Here is a 17,904-nt window from a genome sequence, read left to right on the forward strand (position 1 = left end):
ACCAACATGCGCGATGTCACACAGCCGCAATCCACTCGCATTCCCCCCAGAAGCGAAGTGGCTTCGCCCCGAGGAGAGACGAAGCGGGGGGATCGTGTCCCCCCACATGTTGGGCGTGCGTACAGGGATTGCCCGAACGCGCGTCCGCTCACCGGAAGCCGTGATGCGGTGTCTTCCGGTGACGGCATTAAAGACTGCGGGGGCGGATGCGGCTTGCCGGTGTGCGGCGGGTGTTGTCGAAAACGGGACGCCCACGAGCGACGACCGTGACTTATGACGAGGGGGCGTTCCAAGGGCGTTTCCCACAGCGCAGCCCGGCGGGCGTGCCTGTGCTGGCCGTCCGGGCGGGGGGTATGAGACGCGGTACGTCGATGCTGTGAGCCCGCTTTGCAGCCTGCTGTAGCCGTGTTCTGCAGTTCGCAGCGCAGGCTAACCTGCCTGCGGCCGGGTGACGAAGTGGGGACGTTCGCGCCGCTCCGCGTGGCGGATGACCGGCGCTTCGGCGCGAATACTGCGGCCAGACCTTAGCGGAACACGTCCATCAGCACATCCGCCACGATCGCCGTACCAATCGCAACCAGCACGAGGTCTGTGCCGCAAACCTGCCATTCGTAGCCGGGGTGTTTCGGCAGGCGGGCGATCATCGGCGCGGGCGCCGCCTTCTTTGCGATACCGGGGGGCAAAGGCTTGCCGCGCGCGAGGTTCTTGCGGATGCCCGGGGGCAGCGGCTTGTAGCTACCCTGCTGATAGCCCACATCCACGGCAATGCCACGTGCCGCGCTGACACTAATGCCGGCCGAGCTGAGCGTTACCGATACGCCGACATCCGACGATTCCTGATACTCGGTTTGATTACCTTGGCCCTGGTTGCCGTGCTTGTTGCCCTTCCCGGGGGGAGGGCCGGCGAGCGCGGGCCCGATGCCCAGCGTGAGACTCAACAAGGCAGCCAAGAGCTGGCTCGGCAGGGTGTGTGGGCGACGCGGCATCTGGGTACTCCTTCGTTGGTAGCGCGTCGTCGGGGACGCGATCAAGGCGGGCGCAGCACGCACTCCGGCGCCGGCGCCAGCGCACGGCCGATTCTAGGCTGGCCCAATTTCCCACGACAAGACGGGCTGCGTCTGTCGCACGGTCACCGACAAGATTGACGAAAGACCGCCTGTTCCGCTGGGGCTTGTTCTGTGTCATGCCGGGCGAAGCGCCAATCGCTGATGCTGCGGTGCGCATGCTTGCCGGCCGCGCGTGGTCGGGGTTTGCGCCGTCGGAGAACTATGAAGCACATGGAATGGAGTGACGCGTATAGCGTTGGCGTTGATGTCATCGACGAGCAGCACCGCACACTTTTCGCGTTGCGCAACGAACTTGCCGAGTGTTGTCGCGCCCCGGAAGCAGTGCATTCCGAGCGTTTTCACGACATTCTTGCCGAGATGTTTGAGTACTCACGGACGCACTTCGCGACGGAAGAGGCGTTCATGCGCTCGATCTGTTTTCCGAATCTAGAGCTGCATGTGGAGGAGCACGCCGGCTTTATCGAAGCAGTGGCGGATTTGAGCGTCGCAATCATGGGCAATCTTGCGACTCCTGAAACGGTGCTCACGTTTCTGTCAGACTGGTTGACCGCCCACATCCTGAAGTCCGACCACCAGATCCGCGATCATCTGTCGGCTGCGTGAGCGAGATTGTTGCTGCGCAGCTGCGCAGCTGCGCACTAGCGGAGGTGCGGCCGAGGCCCGGCGGGAACAACAAATCGGGGTCACATATGACGATCGATGCGGCTCTAGCGAGCCTTTACAGCGACTCGCGGGCGCGGTTAGGGCCTGCTTCGGACTCGGCGCTGGTGCTGCTACAGATTGGCGAGTGCGAAAGCCGGGTTGTTGCGGGCACGGCTGACGCCGCACGCGACCATTGGTCGCTACCACTGGGTGCCGGCGCCATCGGTGGCCAACCGTTCCGTCACGATCCACCCGCACCAATCGACCTCGAAAACGCCATCGCCGTCGTTGAAGATGCGCTGGTGCCTTTGGCAAAAGCTTGGACCAGACCGGCGGCGCTGCTTGTGAGCGGCGAATCGGTGGGGCCGCTCGTCACACAGTTGAGCGCAGGCCAGTCTGAGGCCTCCGTGACGCGCGACGCGGTCGAGAACCTCTTTCAGATGATGGTGGCGCGTGCGTCGCTTGGCGTCGCAGGGGGCGGCGAAGCGTCAAGCGAGCGTGTATCACCGAGCACGCTTCTGATCCTGAGGGAGTTCTTGCATCACCTGGGGTTCGACGCAGCGCATCTGGTGCCGAGGCTATCCGGCCCCGCGCCGCACGGCCAGAGCGACTTGCCGCGGATTTGAGGCAATATCCGCCGCTCGGAACCGATCTGCGATATGTCGCCGGTTCGGTGACGGGCGCGGCTTTGCGCCGCTCATGTTCCACAACCACAGCGACGCTGATTTTCTCTCTTGTGCCATGACCATTGACGACCCCTTGGTGCGTGCCCTCGTCCGGCTCCTGTCCTCCAGCGGGCGCGTTCCGACCGCCGAATTCTCCGCTTCCGAGCGCAGCGCCCTTGTCCAGTTCTCCCGCAGTCATGGCGGGCTTCGGCTCGTCATGGTGGGGCGCAAATCCGACTACGCAATCACCAACCGTGCAGCACTCGAAAGCCATGTGAATCAGCTACAGCCGGGCGCATGGGTGCCGCAGCCGGCGGCCGCGGCACCCAAGGCCGCGATTGATACGGCGGTGACTGCCGGCGGCATCTGCTATCTGCTGCTGAAAGCAGTTAGCCCCGATGCTCGCTGGGGCGACAGTTCTTCCAGCGAAGCCAGGACCTTGATGCTCGCTGAGCTCCAGCAGGCGACTGGGGTTGTTGCGTTGGCCTTGCAACCTGAAGACGGCTGGCACACCAACGGTTTGCTCTGGATCGTCGAGCAGCAATCGCAGTTCGATCAGCCGGACTGGCTGCCCAAGGACGCTACCGGAACGCTGGCTTACTGCGCAGCGCCGATGCGGCCCTCGCTGCAGCAATGGTTGGCCCATAGCCGTCGTGCAGCGGAGGTGCGGCGGATTTCGCCAAGCCTCGCTTGAGGGCGGCGCCCGGGCGCAAGGTCAGGCACCGTGCCGAGCATGCTGCATTGTCTTGGGTGGTTGTCGCGCGCAGACCGCACGCGCCGGCTTGACGTGCAAGTCCGGCCCGCGCCCGCCGCGTGCATCAATCAAGTTGCGCCAGCGATTGCCGTTAGCAAGAAGGTGATATTCAACGCTGGCTTGTGATCAGTCGGCCATATCGTGCGTTCGACGCTCCTAAGCCATGCGCCTGCGGGCGCGGCTGAGCTGGGAGATACCCACAATTGGACATGGACAATCACGGGGAAGACAGCCCGCGCATCGGCATCCTGATCAATGAGATCGATGGGTTCTTCAACCGTCCGCTGATCGACGGATTTCGTGCCAAGGCGCAACAGCTGGGTCTGAAGCTTCTCTTCTTCCCGGTGCGCATCATCGACGTCGAGTCGGCGTTTGAGCGTCAGTACAACCAGCTGCTGAACTTCGCCGATACGCCGCACATCGATGGCCTGATATCGGTGACATCGTCCTTCATGTCGGCGGGCGACCATGACGCGACGGTGGCGGCGCTGGCGCGCCTGGCGCATGTGCCGATGGTCAGCCTGGGCTTGACCTTGCCATGGGCGCCGACCATCGCGCCTGACAACACGACAGGTTTTCGCGCGCTCATCGAACACTTGATCCAGGATCATGGTTGCAAGCGGATCGCGTTCATGAAGGGGCGTGAGAGCAACCCAGACGCGATCGCCCGCTATGAGGTGTTCCTCGCCTGTATGGAGGCGGCCGGCTTGCCGATCGACGAGAGACTGATCGTCTGCGGCGAGTTTGACCACTACCACGGCCGCCTCGCAATGGAGGCTCTGCTTGAGCGCCAAAGCCCTTTCGACGCGTTGGTTGCGGCGAATGACGAAATGGCACTGGCCGCGATGTCGGTGGCGGCGGAACGCGGTCTGCATATTCCGGAGGACTTCGCAGTCGTTGGGTTTGACGATGTGCTGTCACTTCACCGCACCGGGCCGCCGTTGAGTACCGTGCGGCAACCGCTGCGCGAGCAGGCGGAGCTGGCCCTCGACGTGCTCCTCGCAAAGTTGCGCGGCGAGGCGGTCAGCGACAGCTATATCGTTCCGACTCGCCTGGTACTGCGCCAGACCTGTGGCTGCCGCAGCGATCGTTTGCCGCCGCCTGCGATGCTTGGCGTGTCCGCATCGACGAATGCCGATGATTCGGTGGTCGAGCAGATGCTCAACGCCGCCGTCGTTCAGAACGAGTACCGGGACGATTATCGTCAGCACATCGCTCGCCTGCATCGGTCTCTCTTCGACGAGGATACAAAGCCCTTTGATGCGTGCGTGAGCGATGTTGCCGAGGCTTGCCTCGCGCAACAAGGTGACCTCAGCACCCTGCAGGCGCTGCTGTTCGTGATGTACCGGCGCTTGTTCGCCGACAGTGCGATGACGCGGCAGGAGCTGCAACGCTACGGTGAGCGTTTGCAGAACGGGCAAATCCTGATCTCGAACGCCTATGCGCTCGACCAGCTCAGGATCGCGTTCGCCTCGAAGTTCAATGACACGCAGTTCACCGGCCAGCTTCGTGCGCGCGTGTCCAGCTTTGAAATCGATCAGACCCTGGACCTGATCGAAAACGCGATCGCACGGCTCGGCCAACGCAGCTGCTATATCGGCCTCTACGACGCGCCCGTCTCTTTCGATGGCATCCGGCATAGCGAAACGCTGGTCCGTGCGCACCTGATCTTTTCGGTGGTTGATGGCGTTCGCCAGAAACTCGACGGTGCCGCGTCGTTCCCGGCAACGCACTTGGTGCCGGATGCGCTCTTTCGCGCCAGTGGCTTTGAAGTGATGTGTCTGTTTCCCGTCGCCCAGCTCAACCATCACTTCGGTTACCTTGCGCTGGATGTCACCAGCGAGCCGCCCACCTCACGGCTGGAAGTGGTGATTGAAGAGATCACCTCGACACTTTGTGGTGCCCTGGTCGCCGCCGAGTTGGCTCGCGCGCGCGACATGCTGCGAAACGACCTGGCCGACGTTGCGCAGAAGAACAGGCGACTCGCCGACCTGGCCGAACGAGATGAGCTGACCGGGCTGTACAACCGCCGCGGTTTCTTCACCCGAGCTGAGGCGGCCATGGTCGCGAATGCGGGCCGGCCGCTTGTTGTCATCTTCGCCGACCTCGACCGCTTGAAGTACATCAACGACAGCTTCGGTCACAAAGAGGGCGACTTCGCAATCCGCATGGCGGCACAAATCCTGGCCCACGCGTTTCGCAGTGGCGACGTGGTCAGTCGCATGGGCGGCGACGAGTTCGTGATTCTTGGTGTCGAGTGTTCGCCCGCCGCGGCGGAGAGAATCCGCGCCCGGATCTACCGCATGTTCGACAACTTCAATGCCCGCAGCGGCAAGGGCTACCCGCTCGGCTGCAGTATTGGCTATTGCGAGCTGCCTGCTCATTCGGCCATATCGCTGGAAACGGTTATCAGCCAAGCCGACTCCTTCCTCTATGAGGAGAAGTCCCGCCGCAAAGCTGCACGCGACGCTGCAGGGGGCGAACAGCGGGTCAGATAGCCGGCGGCGCTCTGGCTTCGGTCAGGGGCGCGCCGATCGGATCGCCCCTGCCCAGGCTAGCAATTCGCGCAGCGATTGGCGGGAAAGCGGATCTCGAACACGGTGCCGCCACCCGGGTTAGGCTGGCACTCGACAAGGCCGCCCAATCCATCCGCGACCAGATTGTTGACGATCGCCAAACCCAAACCAACGTTGCCGGACATGCGCTGCGTGGTAAAGAACGGGTCGAAAACCTTGCCGCGCAGCTCGTCCGCGATGCCGGTGCCATTGTCCGCAACGCGGATCTGAGCGGTCGCGTTGTTGTCGATCAATTGCGCCGAGATGACGAGCCGTGGTTCGGTCTGCATGCCGGGCGGGAAGGCGTGATCGAGCGCGTTCTGGATTAGGTCCGTCACGATTTCATGGATGACGGGCAACTGCGCGCGTATCCACATCGGGCGAACTGCGTCGACGGCCGACTTGATGAAGCGGGCGCCCAGTTCCGCACGGAAGCCCTGCAGCACCGCCGCGAGTTCGTCGACCAGATCGCAATCAACCAGTTGGTCCGCGAACTGCGTGATCGAAACCTTCTTGAACGTCTCAACCAGTTTTGCGACACGGCACAGGTTGCGTTCGAGCTGGCCCAGACCCTCGCGGCAAGCCGCGAAGAAGTCCAGAACATGGGTTCGCGACAATCGATTGCTGTGGTACTTCGCCTCCAGTGCGTCGAGCTCGGAGCGGACGACCGAGGCAACCGTAACGCTCACACCCAATGGGGTATTGATCTCATGCGCGACTCCGCGCACGAGGGTGCCAACGGTCCGCGTCTTCTCTGCGAGGACGAAGCTTCGGTTCCAGTCGGCCAGGTTCTTTCGGATCGCTCGCGCGATGTCGTACTCGCGGTCGCACACCAGGGCCAGTGCTGCTTGAAGCTGAACCAGCATCGCTTCGCTGCCGGGATGCAGCTCAACGACCAAGAGCCCATGCCAGGTCGAACGCGACGCAACCGGGAGCACCAGGAGCGCCGACTCGTCGAGGCGGTCGAACCAAGCGTCAGGTGCGATCAGCGACGCATTGAAAACCCCTGCGTCCGGATGTCCGTTCAAGGCTGGGTAGGTCGCGACTGCGGCGAATCGAGTCTGTCCGGTTGGCCCGGTTTCGAGTTCTGCCGGCACGTCGAGTGGCGTGAATCGTTCGGCGCCATTCTCGAGCGGAGAGCTTGCAAGCGTCGGCATCACCGATAGACAGTACTTTTCGATCCCAAGTCGAGGCAGCCCTTGCGCCATGAAATCCGGCAACGATGAAAGGCTGGCCACCCGCAAGGCGTCCAACGCGGCATCCCAGCCCGATCGCGGATCGGCTGGCGCGCGCATATGCTGCAGGTGCGCCGCGCGCGCGACGCGGCTGAACAGCTCGCGTCGCACTACCTGCAAATCGCCGGGCGTCAGATGTGCGAGCGCGGGATGCTTCTCCGCCGCCATGCTGTCGATGACGGACCAGATATCGAAGGCGCGGTCCGCTGCGTTCTCCGCGGCACCCAGCATGCCGCGCACAGCCGCAACAAACGGTGTGCCTCTGCCCGCTGCCTCGATCACCTGTTGTCGCAGCTCGGCGGCGACCGTCCACCGGGCTCTATCGCATCCGCACGAGGCGCGCTTCTGAAGCGTACAGGGCAGGGTGGTCACAGGGGCAGGTGTCATACCGGCCCACATGCTGACCAACAGATCGATCGCGGTTTCGACCTGGGCATCAATCGGCTGTGCAACCGAAGTCAGAGGAGGGTCCGAATAGCGGTTGTGTGGATCATCGTCGAATCCGACCACGGCCACGTCTTCGGGTACGCGGATGCCGGCTTCGCGGAGCACGGCGATCATGTGGCGGGCCATCAAGTCACTCGCCACCACCACCACGTCGAACCGGTGCCCGGCGCGCCACGCTTCGGCCAAACGTTCGGCGCCGTCCACTACGATGAAATCGCCTTGCAGCACCAGAGCGGGGTCAGGTTCGATGCCATGGGCGCGCAGCGTCTGCTGCCACGTGTTGTAGCGGATCAGGCCGTCTTCAGCGCTGGCGGGCCCGCACACGAACGCCTGGCGGCGGTAGCCGTGGTCGACGATCAGATGTTCGACGAGTTCGCGCATTCCGCTCACGTTGTCGACCAGAACCGAGGGCACGCCGGCAAGGGTGGCCGCAATCGATACGGTGGGAATCCCGCCGAAGTCCTGCAGGTAAGGGGACGACGCTTCGCTTCCGTTGAACTGGCACAGTCCGGCGTTGAGTACCAGGCCATCGAGCCGTCGCTCATCGATCAGCCGAAACACCGCCGACTGAACGCGAAACGAAAGATAGTCGCCAACGTCCTGAGGGCCAGTGAACACCAGCAGATCGAACCCCCTGCGACGACATATCTCCACGGCCGCCCGCCAAAGCCGGTTCGTGTAGTGCCCCTCCCAGCCAAGGTGATTTACGAGAAATCCGATACGTTTGCGTCCGGCCATGTGCTGCTCGAGAGTGAAACCTGTTTGTTTAGGGCGTTAAGCCGCGCGTGTCCGGGCGGGGGCTCGCACGCCCGCGCTTCCGGCCAATTCACTGGATTGCCTCTCGAGCCTGTCCGCCAGACTCCGACGGGGCTCGCCACTTGAAGCCTGCCAACCTCCGGCAGGCCGCCCAAATCGGGGCGGATGCCGCGACGTTTTGGCACGCCGCACGATGGCGCTGAAAACCTCGCGACGGACGAGCCCGCTCCGGGCGCCGCTTGGCCGCACACGCGTCTCCCGAGGCGCCTGCCTTGCGAGCTAACGATGCCACTCTGCGTTTGAGACGGATCGCATCGCTCCAATCCGTCGCTGGATCCGAACTGGGCCGCGCTTGTGCCGTCGAGTGCGATACCTGTGAGCCAATGGTCGACCCAGCCTTTGCCCGCGTTCGCTTGCAACGGTGATGATCCTTGGCCCGGATACTAGGCCCGTCGTGATTTGCGCTCCATGACTTCAATTGCGGGATTTGTCGGGCGCACCAACGAATTCCCGACGGCGCAGGCCTGCCGGGGGAGCTAGCCAAAGCGGTGGGGCTGAGCGATCTGAGTTTCGGGATGCGGGTGGTCTGCAGCGCGCAGTAGCTCGGTCGAAGGGGAGGGCGGGTGAGGCTGAATAGTTCGGTTCGTCGGCGCGGGGCTCGGCACGCGAATCGTGCTGGCCGTGAATCGCCATCAGATCAGGTGGTGCCCGAAACGGGACTCGAACCCGTACTCCTTACGGAAGCGGATTTTAAGTCCGCAGCGTCTACCGATTTCGCCATTCGGGCAGGCGGGCGCGCATTGTAGCGGATCATTCGCGTGCTGCCTCGTCGATATACGGTGCAATCCGCGGTACGGTGACGCGGAAGCTTGTGCCGACACCGACTTCGCTCTCAACCGAGATCTGGCCGCCGAGGATGCCGGTGACGATGTTGTGCACGATGTGGAGACCCAGCCCGCTGCCTTGGCGGCCGCGTTTGGTGGTGAAGAAGGGGTCGAAGATCTTGCGCATGTGCTCGGGCGGAATGCCGCAGCCGTTGTCCTGGATCGTCAGGCTGATCGCGTTTTCACCGTCTTCGCCGCCAACGATCCGGATCCGTCCACTATCCCGACCCTCCAGGCCATGGATGATGGCGTTGGCGATCAGGTTGGTCAGCACTTGGCCAAGCGGTCCGGGGTAGCTATCGAGCCGCACGCCGGGTTGGACCTCGGTTTCGACCTGGAACGGGGTGGTGCGGAAGGTGGGTTGCAGCGTCAGGACGATCTCGCTGACGAGCTCTTCGAGTTTGAAGGTGCGACGCTGCTGGCTGGTCTGGTCCACGGCCACTTGCTTGAAGCTGGAGATCAGTTCCGCCGCACGATGCAGGTTACGCATCAGGATGTCGGTCGCGGAGTCGGCTTCGTTGAGGTATTCGTTCAGTTGTGATCGACGCAGCCCGGTTTGCATGCTGGCATGCACGCCGAGCGTGGAATCGCGTAGCGTGCTGGCCACCATCATGCTATTGCCGATCGGCGTGTTCAGCTCATGGGCGACACCTGCGACCAGCCCGGCCAGTGCGGCCAGCTTTTCGGCCTGCACCAGCTCGTTCTGCGTCAGCTGCAGGCGCTCCAGTGTCTGTTTGAGGTCGCGCGTGCGTTGCTCGACGCGGGCCTCGAGTGTGCGATTGAGTTCTTCAACCTCGCGTTGAATGCGAAGTTGCTCGGTCATGTCGATGATGTTCACGAGAATCGTGTCGGTGTTGCCATCGGGCAGCACCCGTGCCCAGACCCGTGTCTTCAGGTGGCGGCCGGCCTTGTCCTTGAGTTCCAGGTCGGTGCCGGACGCATAGCCATGCTTGGCCACTTCGTTGACCCATTGCACCCGAACCGACGGCTCGACGAAGAGTCCCAGTTCCGTGCTGGTGTGCCCAACCGCTTCTGCATGGCTGTAGCCGAATAGGTCGGAGAAAGCGCGGTTAACGTCGAGCAACTCGCCGTTGCTCATGTTGGCGAGCGTCATGGCGACCGGGGCCTCGTTGAAGGCCAGCGAGAATTTCTCCTGGCTTTCACGCAACGCATTGAGGGTGCGCTGGCGGGCCCACTCGGTGCTCGCCCGTAGCGCGAACACGTCGCCCAGGGATCGCGCGAGCTCGGGGTTGCTGATCGGCTTGTCAAAGCTTGCACTCAGCAGGCCGAATGATTGACCGTCAGCGCTGGTCAGCGGTACACACAGGTAGCCGCCGCGCGATGGCGCAAGCGCTGCGATTGAGGGTGTTAGATCCTCACGCGAATGATCCGGCAACAGCACATGCTCGCCTCGCCGTGCGAGCTCTGCCAATTGGGTATCGGACTGCCCCAATTCTCCTTCGCCGATTCGTGCGAGGGGGTGCCAATCTTCGTTGCTGAGCAGCCCGATCGAGGCACGAGTGGCGCCGACCGCATCTGCGAAGAGCGTAAGCACGGTACTGTAGAAGCCTGGGTCGCCATCGCTGTCACGGGCGCTGGCGAGTCCGCGCAGGGCCGATGCGGCGCGCCGCAGGTCTGATACTTCGCGGAACAGGACGGCCACGCGGTTCGGCCCCGTCTGGAACGCGTGGACGTCGAATGTCATCAGCTGCCCGCTCACGGCAAAGCGGAAGTCATCGTTCGCATAGCGCTCGCCACTGCGGGCCACGTGACGCAACGCGGCTGGCATCGGCGTCTCCGCCTGGCCAGGGAAGGCTTCTTCCAGCGCCTGGCCGCGCAGACGAGCGCAGTCGATGCCGAGAATGCGATCGGCGGCGCGGTTGGTAGTGATGAGCACCAGCCGTGCCCCTGCATCGAGTTCGTATTCGAATACGCCAAGGGGCGCATAGTCGATGAGCGCCCGCAGGCGTGCTTCGGACTGCGCCAGCGCGAGTTCGGCGGACTTACGGTCGCTGATGTCGTCATAGACGCCCAATACGCCGACGACCTTGTCGTTGGCATCGCGCAGGGCGACCTTGCTGCTGCGGTGCCAGCGCACGCTACCGTCTGCGACGGTAACGGCTTCTTCGGTGTTGATGCGAAGCTCACCACCGCTCATCACGGCGCGGTCATCCGATTCGTGGCCGGCCGCATTGCGTACGCCGATCTGGCTGTCGGTGCGGCCGACCAGTTCGGACATCGGCAGGCCGATATCGCGGGCGAAAAGCGTGTTGGCACCCAGGTAGCGGCTTTCGGTGTCTTTCCAGAACACACGTACCGGAATGGTGTCGAGCACGTTCTGCAGCATGCGGCGCGATTCTCGGATGCGCAGCTCGGCCGCCTTGCGCTCAGTGATGTCCTCCGCCATCGCGACGATCCGTTGGGGCAGCCCTTGCGCGTCGCGCACCACGTTGTTGTGCCATTGGCAGGTGATGCGTGTGCCGTCCTGCCGCAGGGCGTCGAGCTCCTGACGCCAGCCCGAGCCGTCCGCGCCTGTCGCGTCGTCGCCGGCGCGGATGAGCTCTGCGGCACCAAGCGCACTGTTGTCGGGAAGCAGGAAGGTGATCTCGCGGCCGATGGCTTGCTGCGCACGCCAACCGAAGATCTGTTCGGCTGCGGTGTTCCATGCCAGCACGGTGCCATCGAGCTGGATCTCGATGATCGCGATCGGGCTTTGCGCAACCAGCAGCCGCATGTGCGCTTCGCTGCGCTGGGCGGCGTCTTCAGCCCTGCGGCGCTCAAGCAGATCCACTTCAAGCTGCAGGTTCTTCTCGCCCAGCGTGCCGAGCAGTTCGCCGAGGGAGCGGCGGGTGGATTCGAGTCGCCCTTCGAGCGCACCAATCTCATCGTCCGACTGCGGCACGATCGGCGTGTCCAGCTCGCCTGAGGCGAGTCGATCGGCCTCGGCGCCAACGCGTTTGAGCGGCTTCACGAGTCGGCGTTCCAGCACCAGTGCGATCAGCGCGAAGGCCAGCAAGGTCTGTGCAACCAGTACGCTCACCAGCGCGATCAACTGGGAGCGCAGCGAGCGCATCACCTGCACGTCGGAGATCTCGATGCGCACGGTGCCCAGCGGGCGCTCGTCATGCAGGATCGTGCGCGTCGTCTGGTAAGTGGAGCCGGTCGCCCGCTCCGGCCGATGCTCCTCCACGAAGACGCCAAGGCTGGTGTCCTGAACCACCACCCGCTGCACGTCCGGGCTGCGCATCACGGCTTCGATCAGTTTGTGCGCGGCGGGCGGGTTGAAAGCCCAGAGGGGTTCTTGCAGCCCAAGCGCGAGCACGTCGCCGTACTGATTGAGGGCCTCGTCGGTTCGCGCGCGCAGTGTGTCGGCGTAGAGTTGCCGGCCGCCGATCAGCCCGACCAGCGTGCCCGGCACCAGCAGGCCAAACAACACCGCTGCAATGATCGCGCGTCGGACATTAAGGCGGCGTGCCATGCTTGGCTTTGGGGTCGTGCTGCCGGTGGACGTTTCAGTCTTTCTGAGCCGCCAGCCAGTCCATCAGTGCGCTGGGTTCCATCGGTCGGCCAAAGTAGTAGCCCTGGGCTTCATGGCAACCGAGGTTTTGCAGGACGTCGGCCTGCGCCAGATCCTCCACGCCCTCGGCAATCACCTTCAAGCCGAGCTTGTGGCTGAGCTGGATCACCATTTCCGGGATCTTTGCACCGCGTTCGGAATCGGTGATTTCATTCACGAAGGCGCGATCGATCTTCAGGCGATCCACTTTCAGGCGCTGCAGGTACGAGAGCGACGAGAATCCGGTGCCGAAATCGTCGACCGCAACCGTGATGCCAGACTCCTTGAGCTTGTCGAGCGTCTGAAGCAGGAAGTCAGCCTCAACCATCGCCATCGATTCGGTGATTTCCAGCTCGATGCAGGCCGGGTCGCAACCGCTGTCTTCAATCGCGCGCTTGAGCATGTACGGGAAGCGCGGGTGACGGAACTGCGCGACGGAGACGTTGATCGCCATGCGTAGATAGCCATAGCCGGCACGCGCGAGCCGTGCCTGCTGATGGCAGGCGACCCGCATGACCCACTCGCCGATGTTGACGATCAGGCCCGAGTGCTCGGCAAGCGGGATGAAGCGGTCTGGCGCGATGAACTTGCCGTCGTCGTCGCGCCACCGAATGAGCGCCTCAAGACCGATCGCCTTGCGTGTGACCAGGCTGACCTGCGGCTGATAGACCATGAACAGGCGTTCGTTGTCGAAGGCCTGCCGAAGCGCCTGCAACAGCATTACCCGTTCCTGGATCTCGACGCTCATCTCGCGGGTGAAGTAGTTGATCTCGCCGCGGTTGCGTTGCTTCGCGCGCTTGAGCGCGATGTTGGCGTCTTTCAGCGCCTCACCACCGCTTGAGCCCGCGTCGGAGAGGCTCAGCACGCCACAGGTGATCGATACCATGAGCTCTTGCCCGTCGATCACGAAGGGGTCGTTGAACAGCCCCATGATGTAGCTGGGCGAGAGCTGCGAGGTTGGCCCGAGGAGGCCGAACGTGTCGCCCGAAACACGTGCCACCACCACCTGATCGCCGACCGCCTGCTTGAGTCGCGCAGCAACTTCCTGCAGCAACTGGTCGCCGAAGCGGTGACCGAGCGCGTCGTTGGTTTCGGCGAAGTGATCGAGGTCCACCAGCGCCAGGATCTGGTCTGCATGGTCGTGCGTGGCGAGGCGCCGGTCGATCTGCGTGATGAAGTGGATCCGGTTCGGCAGCCGCGAGAGCTGGTCGTAGTACGCAAAGCTGTGCAGCCGCGAGAACAGCGCCGCATTGTCGAAGCCGACAGCGATGTTGGTACAGAAGACTTCAAGCAGCCGACGGTCGATGTCGTCCAGCGTTTCGCGCGTATCCAGGTAAGCCGCCACATCGCGGTGCGCATTGCCCTGAAAGAACAGCGTCGTGCCCGGACCATCGTAGAGGTTGCGCTGATCATGCAGGCAGCGCGTCAGCGCGGCACGGATTTCCGGGTCGTTGATTGCATCGAGCGGCCGGTTGATCAGGTCCGCATAGCGGCCTGCCGCGGCGATCACCGTGACTTCGTCGCTGCCGGCGTCGACACTGGTACTGCTTTCCTGCGCACACACCAAGCCTTCGGGCGCCAAGCCCAGCAACGCGGCGATCTGCGTGATCACGCCAGCGGCAAAGTTGCGCACGCCGTGCAGCGCCATCAGTTCGGCGCTAGCCTGCACGATCATGTCGAGGCCACGCCGGCTTGCGTTGATGGTGCGGATCTGCTCGTAGGAGCGGATCGCGGCCGTCAGCGTCGTGTAGAGCTTGTTGCGGGTGAGTTCGGACTTGGTCTTGTAGTCGTTGATGTCGTAGTCGCGGATCGCGTCGATCTCTGGCGCATATCCGGGCTGCCCGGTGCGCAGGATGATCCGCGTTTCGTTCATGCCGTGGTCTTCACGGATGGTTTTCACGAGACGCAGGCCGGCGTCTTCGTTCTCCATCACCACGTCGAGCAAGATCACCGCAATGTCGTGCTCGTGCTGCAACAGCTCGCGGGTCTGGCTTGCCGAGTAGGTGTGCAGGAAGTGCAGCGGTCGATGCAGGATCTGCGTGTTGCGCAGGGCAAGGACGGTCGTGCTGTGGACATCCGGATCATCGTCGACGATCAGCACCCGCCAGGACTTGCGCAGGCTCTCGTGGCCCGTCGCGCTTCCGGCTTCCGGCTCGTCGTCTATGAACTCCAGTTCGTCGTCCGGCTGGTTCTGCGCCTCGCTCACCTTGATCTCCCGTGTCGTTCCGGCCACAGGCATGGCCGACGTCGCGCCCCCGATTCTCGCGATTACGGCATTTCGTTCCCGGACTGTAGGGGAATCTGCCGTGAAGGGGGTTGTTGCCAGACGCGCAATACTACCTGCCTTGCGCGTGCGACGCTGTTGGGCCCGGGTTGAGGGCGCGCCGGGCCCGCAGGCCCGGCGTTGTTACCGGGGTCAGGCGCCGAAGTTGGCGGCGGCGAAGTCCCAGTTTGCGAGGTTGTTGAGGAACACCTCAACGAACTTCGGGCGTGCGTTGCGGTAGTCGATGTAGTAGGCGTGCTCCCACACGTCGATCGTCAGCAGCGCGGTGTCGCCCGTGGTCAGCGGCGTGCCTGCCGGGCCCATGTTCACGATGTCGACCGAGCCGTCAGCCTTCTTCACCAGCCAGGTCCAGCCGGAACCGAAGTTGCCGACTGCGCTCTTGGTGAAGGCTTCCTTGAAAGCGTCGAAGCTGCCGAACTTGGCATTGATCGCTTCGGCGAGCTTGCCGCTCGGGGCGCCGCCGCCGTTCGGCTTCATCGAATTCCAGAAGAAGGTGTGGTTCCACACCTGCGCGGCGTTGTTGTAGACGCCACCAGCCGGCGCCTTCTTCACGATGGCTTCCAGGTCGAGGGCTTCGAATTCGGTGCCCTTGATCAGGTTGTTCAGGTTGGTCACATAGGCCTGGTGGTGCTTGGCGTAGTGATAGTCAAAGGTCTCGACCGAGATGTGCGGGACCAGTGCGTCTTTCGCGTAGGGCAGAGCGGGCAGCGTATGTTCCATTTTTTGTGTGCTCCTGTGGGTTGGAAGTCGAATTCTAGTCGTGCTGGGGCCCGGGTTTCGACCCTTTCGCGGAAAGGGTCTCGATCCGTGCTGCAATTTGCGCGTCGCGCGTTTGCACATCGATCAGATCGCCCGGCATCAGCCCGGCGGCGTCACGCACGACCCGGCCTTGCTCGTCGCGCACGATTGCGTAGCCGCGCGCCAGCACGGCATCGGGGTTGAGCTGACCCAATTGGGCGCGCAGCGCGTCGAGCTGGCGTTGGCTACCTGTCAGCCGGCGGTCAAAGCTGGCGGAAAGTGCTTGCCCAAGTCGCTCGACGACGATTCGCTTGGCTGCGGGGTCCGGCAGTGCATGGCCGAGCCGTTGCCCGAGCAAGCCACAGCGCGCGCGAAGCCTTTCGATCCGCAGTGCCGCGGCGCGGTCAAGCCGAGGCGCGAGGGCTGCGACGCGATCCCGTTGTCGCGCCAACCGTTCGCGAGGATGGCGCAGTCTCAGGCGGGCGCGGTCGAGGGTTTCATAGGCGCTTTCGACCCTGCGCAGGGCGAGCCGTCGCAGCGCATCGCGATGGCGGCTCAGCCGCTGTGCCGCCAGCATCAGCCCGGCGCTGGCCAGTTCAGCGGCCGCCGTCGGTGTTGCCGCGCGAAGGTCGGCCGCAAAGTCGGCGAGCGTAAAGTCTGTTTCGTGGCCGACGCCGCAAATCACCGGAATCGGGCTGCGTACGATTGCGCGCACCAGTTGCTCGTCGTTGAAGGCCCACAAGTCTTCAAGGCTGCCACCGCCACGGCATACCAGCAAAACGTCGATACCGTCGGCCGACGCGCGGGCGCCTGCTTCGGCAACTGCGGCGGCAAGGCGCCCGCCCGCGTCGGCACCCTGAACTGGGCTGGGATAGATCACTACCGGCAGATGTGGTGCGCGGCGCTCAAGCGCGACCAGCACATCGTGCAGGGCCGCGCCGGCAGTCGACGTGACGATGCCGATCCCGCGCGGCATTGGCGGCAGGGGGCGCTTGCGCGCTTCGTCGAACAGGCCCTCGGCGGCCAAACGCTCCTTGAGCCGCAGAAAAGCCTCGAAAAGGCCACCGCGCCCCGCCTGACGTATGCCTTCCACCTGCAATTGAAACTCGCCGCGCGGTTCGTAGAGCGTGGTGAGCGCGCGTACGTCGACCTGGAGGCCTTCCTCAAGGCGGAACGGCAGCAACTGGGCGCGCGATCGATACATCACGCAGCGCACCTGTGCTGCACTGTCCCGTAACGTGAAGTAGAGGTGCCCCGATGCCGCTCGGGTGAGGTTGGCCACTTCGCCGCTGATCCAGCCGAGCGGAAATGCGCCCTCAAGCACGCGCCGCGCGTGTCGGACAAATTCCGACACGGCCAGGGCTTCGTCTGCGGGGCGAAATGGGGCGTCAGGGCGCGTAAACATTGGCTCCATTCTAGCGGAATCCACATCCCGCGCTGCTTGCAGGGCAATTCGTGCGGCAGATCGACGAATCGGCAATCAGGGCTTGTAAGTTACTGAAAAATATGATCTTTCATCATAGCTTCATTTTGCATCGGAGCAGAAAAATCCCTTGTGGGACGGTGACTTAGCGCGCTGTCACGACGGCAATCCACCGACTTATCCACAGAATCTGTGGATTGTGTGCACTGTCGTCCGGCTTGCCGGTCGCCATGCCGCCGCGCTAAAGTCCCATGCTTCGCGATATCCCCCGCATCTAAAGGAGCTGCACACGTGTTGGCGATCATTCAGGCTGCCGGTTGGCCGATCTACTTCCTGATCGTGGCGTCCGTCATCGCCCTTGCTTTGATCCTTGAACGGGTCGTCGCGCTGCGTCGCAGCAAAATTGTCCCTGTCGGGCTGGTCGACAAGATCATTGGCGATCTCCGTCAGGGCGGCATCACCGATGAGCTGGTGTTGCGGGTGGCGAACCACTCGCCGCTGGGCCGCGTGCTTGCCGCCGGGCTCAAGAACGCCAAGGCTTCGCGCGACGTGATGAAGGAGTCGATCGAAGAGGCCGGCGGTGCCGTGGCGCATGAGCTGGGCCGTTTCCTCACGACCCTGGGCACGATTTCCACCGTCACGCCGCTGATGGGCCTGTTCGGTACCGTGATCGGCATGATCGAGATCTTCGGCTCCACGTCGCCGGGTGGTACCAACCCGCAGCAACTGGCGCACGGTATCTCGGTGGCGCTCTACAACACCGGTTTCGGCCTGATCATCGCGATTCCGTCGCTGATCGCCTATCGCCACTTCCGCGCCCAGGTCGACGATTTTGTCGTCGAGATGGAACAGCAGGCGATCAAGCTGGTGGAAGTGCTGCACGGCGAGCGCCGCTGAG

General features: G+C 63.6%; 11 protein-coding genes and 1 tRNA gene. 5 read left to right on the forward strand and 7 right to left on the reverse strand.

Annotation, left to right across the window (positions count from 1 at the left end):
* Positions 1–524: 524 nt before the first annotated feature.
* The gene (locus JY500_RS07355) at positions 525–986 is read right to left on the reverse strand and encodes an anti-virulence regulator CigR family protein (protein ID WP_172204203.1); all 462 of its coding nucleotides are present in this window, start codon (positions 984–986) and stop codon (positions 525–527) included.
* Positions 987–1,268: 282 nt separating this feature from the next.
* On the opposite strand from JY500_RS07355, the gene JY500_RS07360 reads away from it, so the two are divergent.
* The 4 genes from JY500_RS07360 (at position 1,269) to JY500_RS07375 (ending at position 5,626) form a co-directional block, all read left to right on the forward strand.
* Positions 1,269–1,670: a bacteriohemerythrin gene (locus tag JY500_RS07360; protein WP_206255775.1), complete on the forward strand. Its 402-nt coding sequence runs from the start codon at positions 1,269–1,271 to the stop codon at positions 1,668–1,670.
* A gap of 164 nt (positions 1,671–1,834) precedes the next feature.
* Positions 1,835–2,335 (forward strand): hypothetical protein, encoded by a 501-nt coding sequence (locus JY500_RS07365; RefSeq protein ID WP_206255777.1) that lies wholly within the window; start codon positions 1,835–1,837, stop codon positions 2,333–2,335.
* Positions 2,336–2,450: 115 nt separating this feature from the next.
* Positions 2,451–3,068: a hypothetical protein gene (locus JY500_RS07370; RefSeq protein WP_206255779.1), complete on the forward strand. Its 618-nt coding sequence runs from the start codon at positions 2,451–2,453 to the stop codon at positions 3,066–3,068.
* A 269-nt stretch (positions 3,069–3,337) separates the two neighbouring features.
* Positions 3,338–5,626, forward strand: coding sequence for a substrate-binding and GGDEF domain-containing protein (locus JY500_RS07375; RefSeq protein ID WP_206255781.1), 2,289 nt, complete (start codon positions 3,338–3,340; stop codon positions 5,624–5,626).
* Between the two features lie 56 nt (positions 5,627–5,682).
* Here JY500_RS07375 and JY500_RS07380 read toward each other — a convergent pair whose 3' ends face one another.
* The 6 genes from JY500_RS07380 to xseA form a co-directional block, all read right to left on the reverse strand.
* Complete coding sequence (locus JY500_RS07380; protein WP_206255783.1) at positions 5,683–8,103, reverse strand: substrate-binding domain-containing protein; 2,421 nt, start codon at positions 8,101–8,103, stop codon at positions 5,683–5,685.
* 720 nt (positions 8,104–8,823) lie between these two features.
* Positions 8,824–8,908: transfer RNA gene (locus tag JY500_RS07385), tRNA-Leu, on the reverse strand.
* Positions 8,909–8,931: 23 nt separating this feature from the next.
* Positions 8,932–12,483 carry a PAS domain S-box protein gene (locus tag JY500_RS07390; protein WP_206255785.1) on the reverse strand — a complete coding sequence of 1,184 codons (3,552 nt, stop codon included), beginning with the start codon at positions 12,481–12,483 and terminating at the stop codon, positions 8,932–8,934.
* Positions 12,484–12,517: 34 nt separating this feature from the next.
* Entirely contained in the window at positions 12,518–14,800 is a 2,283-nt protein-coding gene (locus JY500_RS07395; protein WP_172204217.1) for a GGDEF/EAL domain-containing response regulator, read from the reverse strand.
* Between the two features lie 177 nt (positions 14,801–14,977).
* Positions 14,978–15,565 carry a superoxide dismutase gene (locus JY500_RS07400; RefSeq protein ID WP_172204219.1) on the reverse strand — a complete coding sequence of 196 codons (588 nt, stop codon included), beginning with the start codon at positions 15,563–15,565 and terminating at the stop codon, positions 14,978–14,980.
* A 34-nt stretch (positions 15,566–15,599) separates the two neighbouring features.
* A complete protein-coding gene (gene xseA / locus JY500_RS07405; protein ID WP_206255786.1) occupies positions 15,600–16,997 on the reverse strand; it encodes an exodeoxyribonuclease VII large subunit in 1,398 nt (465 codons plus the stop codon).
* 300 nt (positions 16,998–17,297) lie between these two features.
* Here xseA and JY500_RS07410 point away from each other — a divergent pair, with 300 nt between their 5' ends.
* Positions 17,298–17,903 (forward strand): MotA/TolQ/ExbB proton channel family protein, encoded by a 606-nt coding sequence (locus tag JY500_RS07410; RefSeq protein WP_172204223.1) that lies wholly within the window; start codon positions 17,298–17,300, stop codon positions 17,901–17,903.
* The last annotated feature ends 1 nt before the right edge of the window (position 17,904 follow it).

Source organism: Niveibacterium microcysteis, from assembly GCF_017161445.1.
Classification (GTDB): Bacteria; Pseudomonadota; Gammaproteobacteria; order Burkholderiales; family Rhodocyclaceae; genus Niveibacterium; species Niveibacterium microcysteis.

Coding starts and splice junctions, on each gene's coding strand:
- JY500_RS07380 (WP_206255783.1), bottom strand. CDS start 8,103: ATGGCCGGACGCAAACGTATCGGATTTCTCGTAAATCACCTTGGCTGG.
- JY500_RS07395 (WP_172204217.1), bottom strand. CDS start 14,800: ATGCCTGTGGCCGGAACGACACGGGAGATCAAGGTGAGCGAGGCGCAG.
- JY500_RS07355 (WP_172204203.1), bottom strand. CDS start 986: ATGCCGCGTCGCCCACACACCCTGCCGAGCCAGCTCTTGGCTGCCTTG.
- xseA (WP_206255786.1), bottom strand. CDS start 16,997: ATGGAGCCAATGTTTACGCGCCCTGACGCCCCATTTCGCCCCGCAGAC.
- JY500_RS07360 (WP_206255775.1), top strand. CDS start 1,269: ATGAAGCACATGGAATGGAGTGACGCGTATAGCGTTGGCGTTGATGTC.
- JY500_RS07390 (WP_206255785.1), bottom strand. CDS start 12,483: ATGGCACGCCGCCTTAATGTCCGACGCGCGATCATTGCAGCGGTGTTG.
- JY500_RS07400 (WP_172204219.1), bottom strand. CDS start 15,565: ATGGAACATACGCTGCCCGCTCTGCCCTACGCGAAAGACGCACTGGTC.
- JY500_RS07375 (WP_206255781.1), top strand. CDS start 3,338: ATGGACAATCACGGGGAAGACAGCCCGCGCATCGGCATCCTGATCAAT.
- JY500_RS07370 (WP_206255779.1), top strand. CDS start 2,451: ATGACCATTGACGACCCCTTGGTGCGTGCCCTCGTCCGGCTCCTGTCC.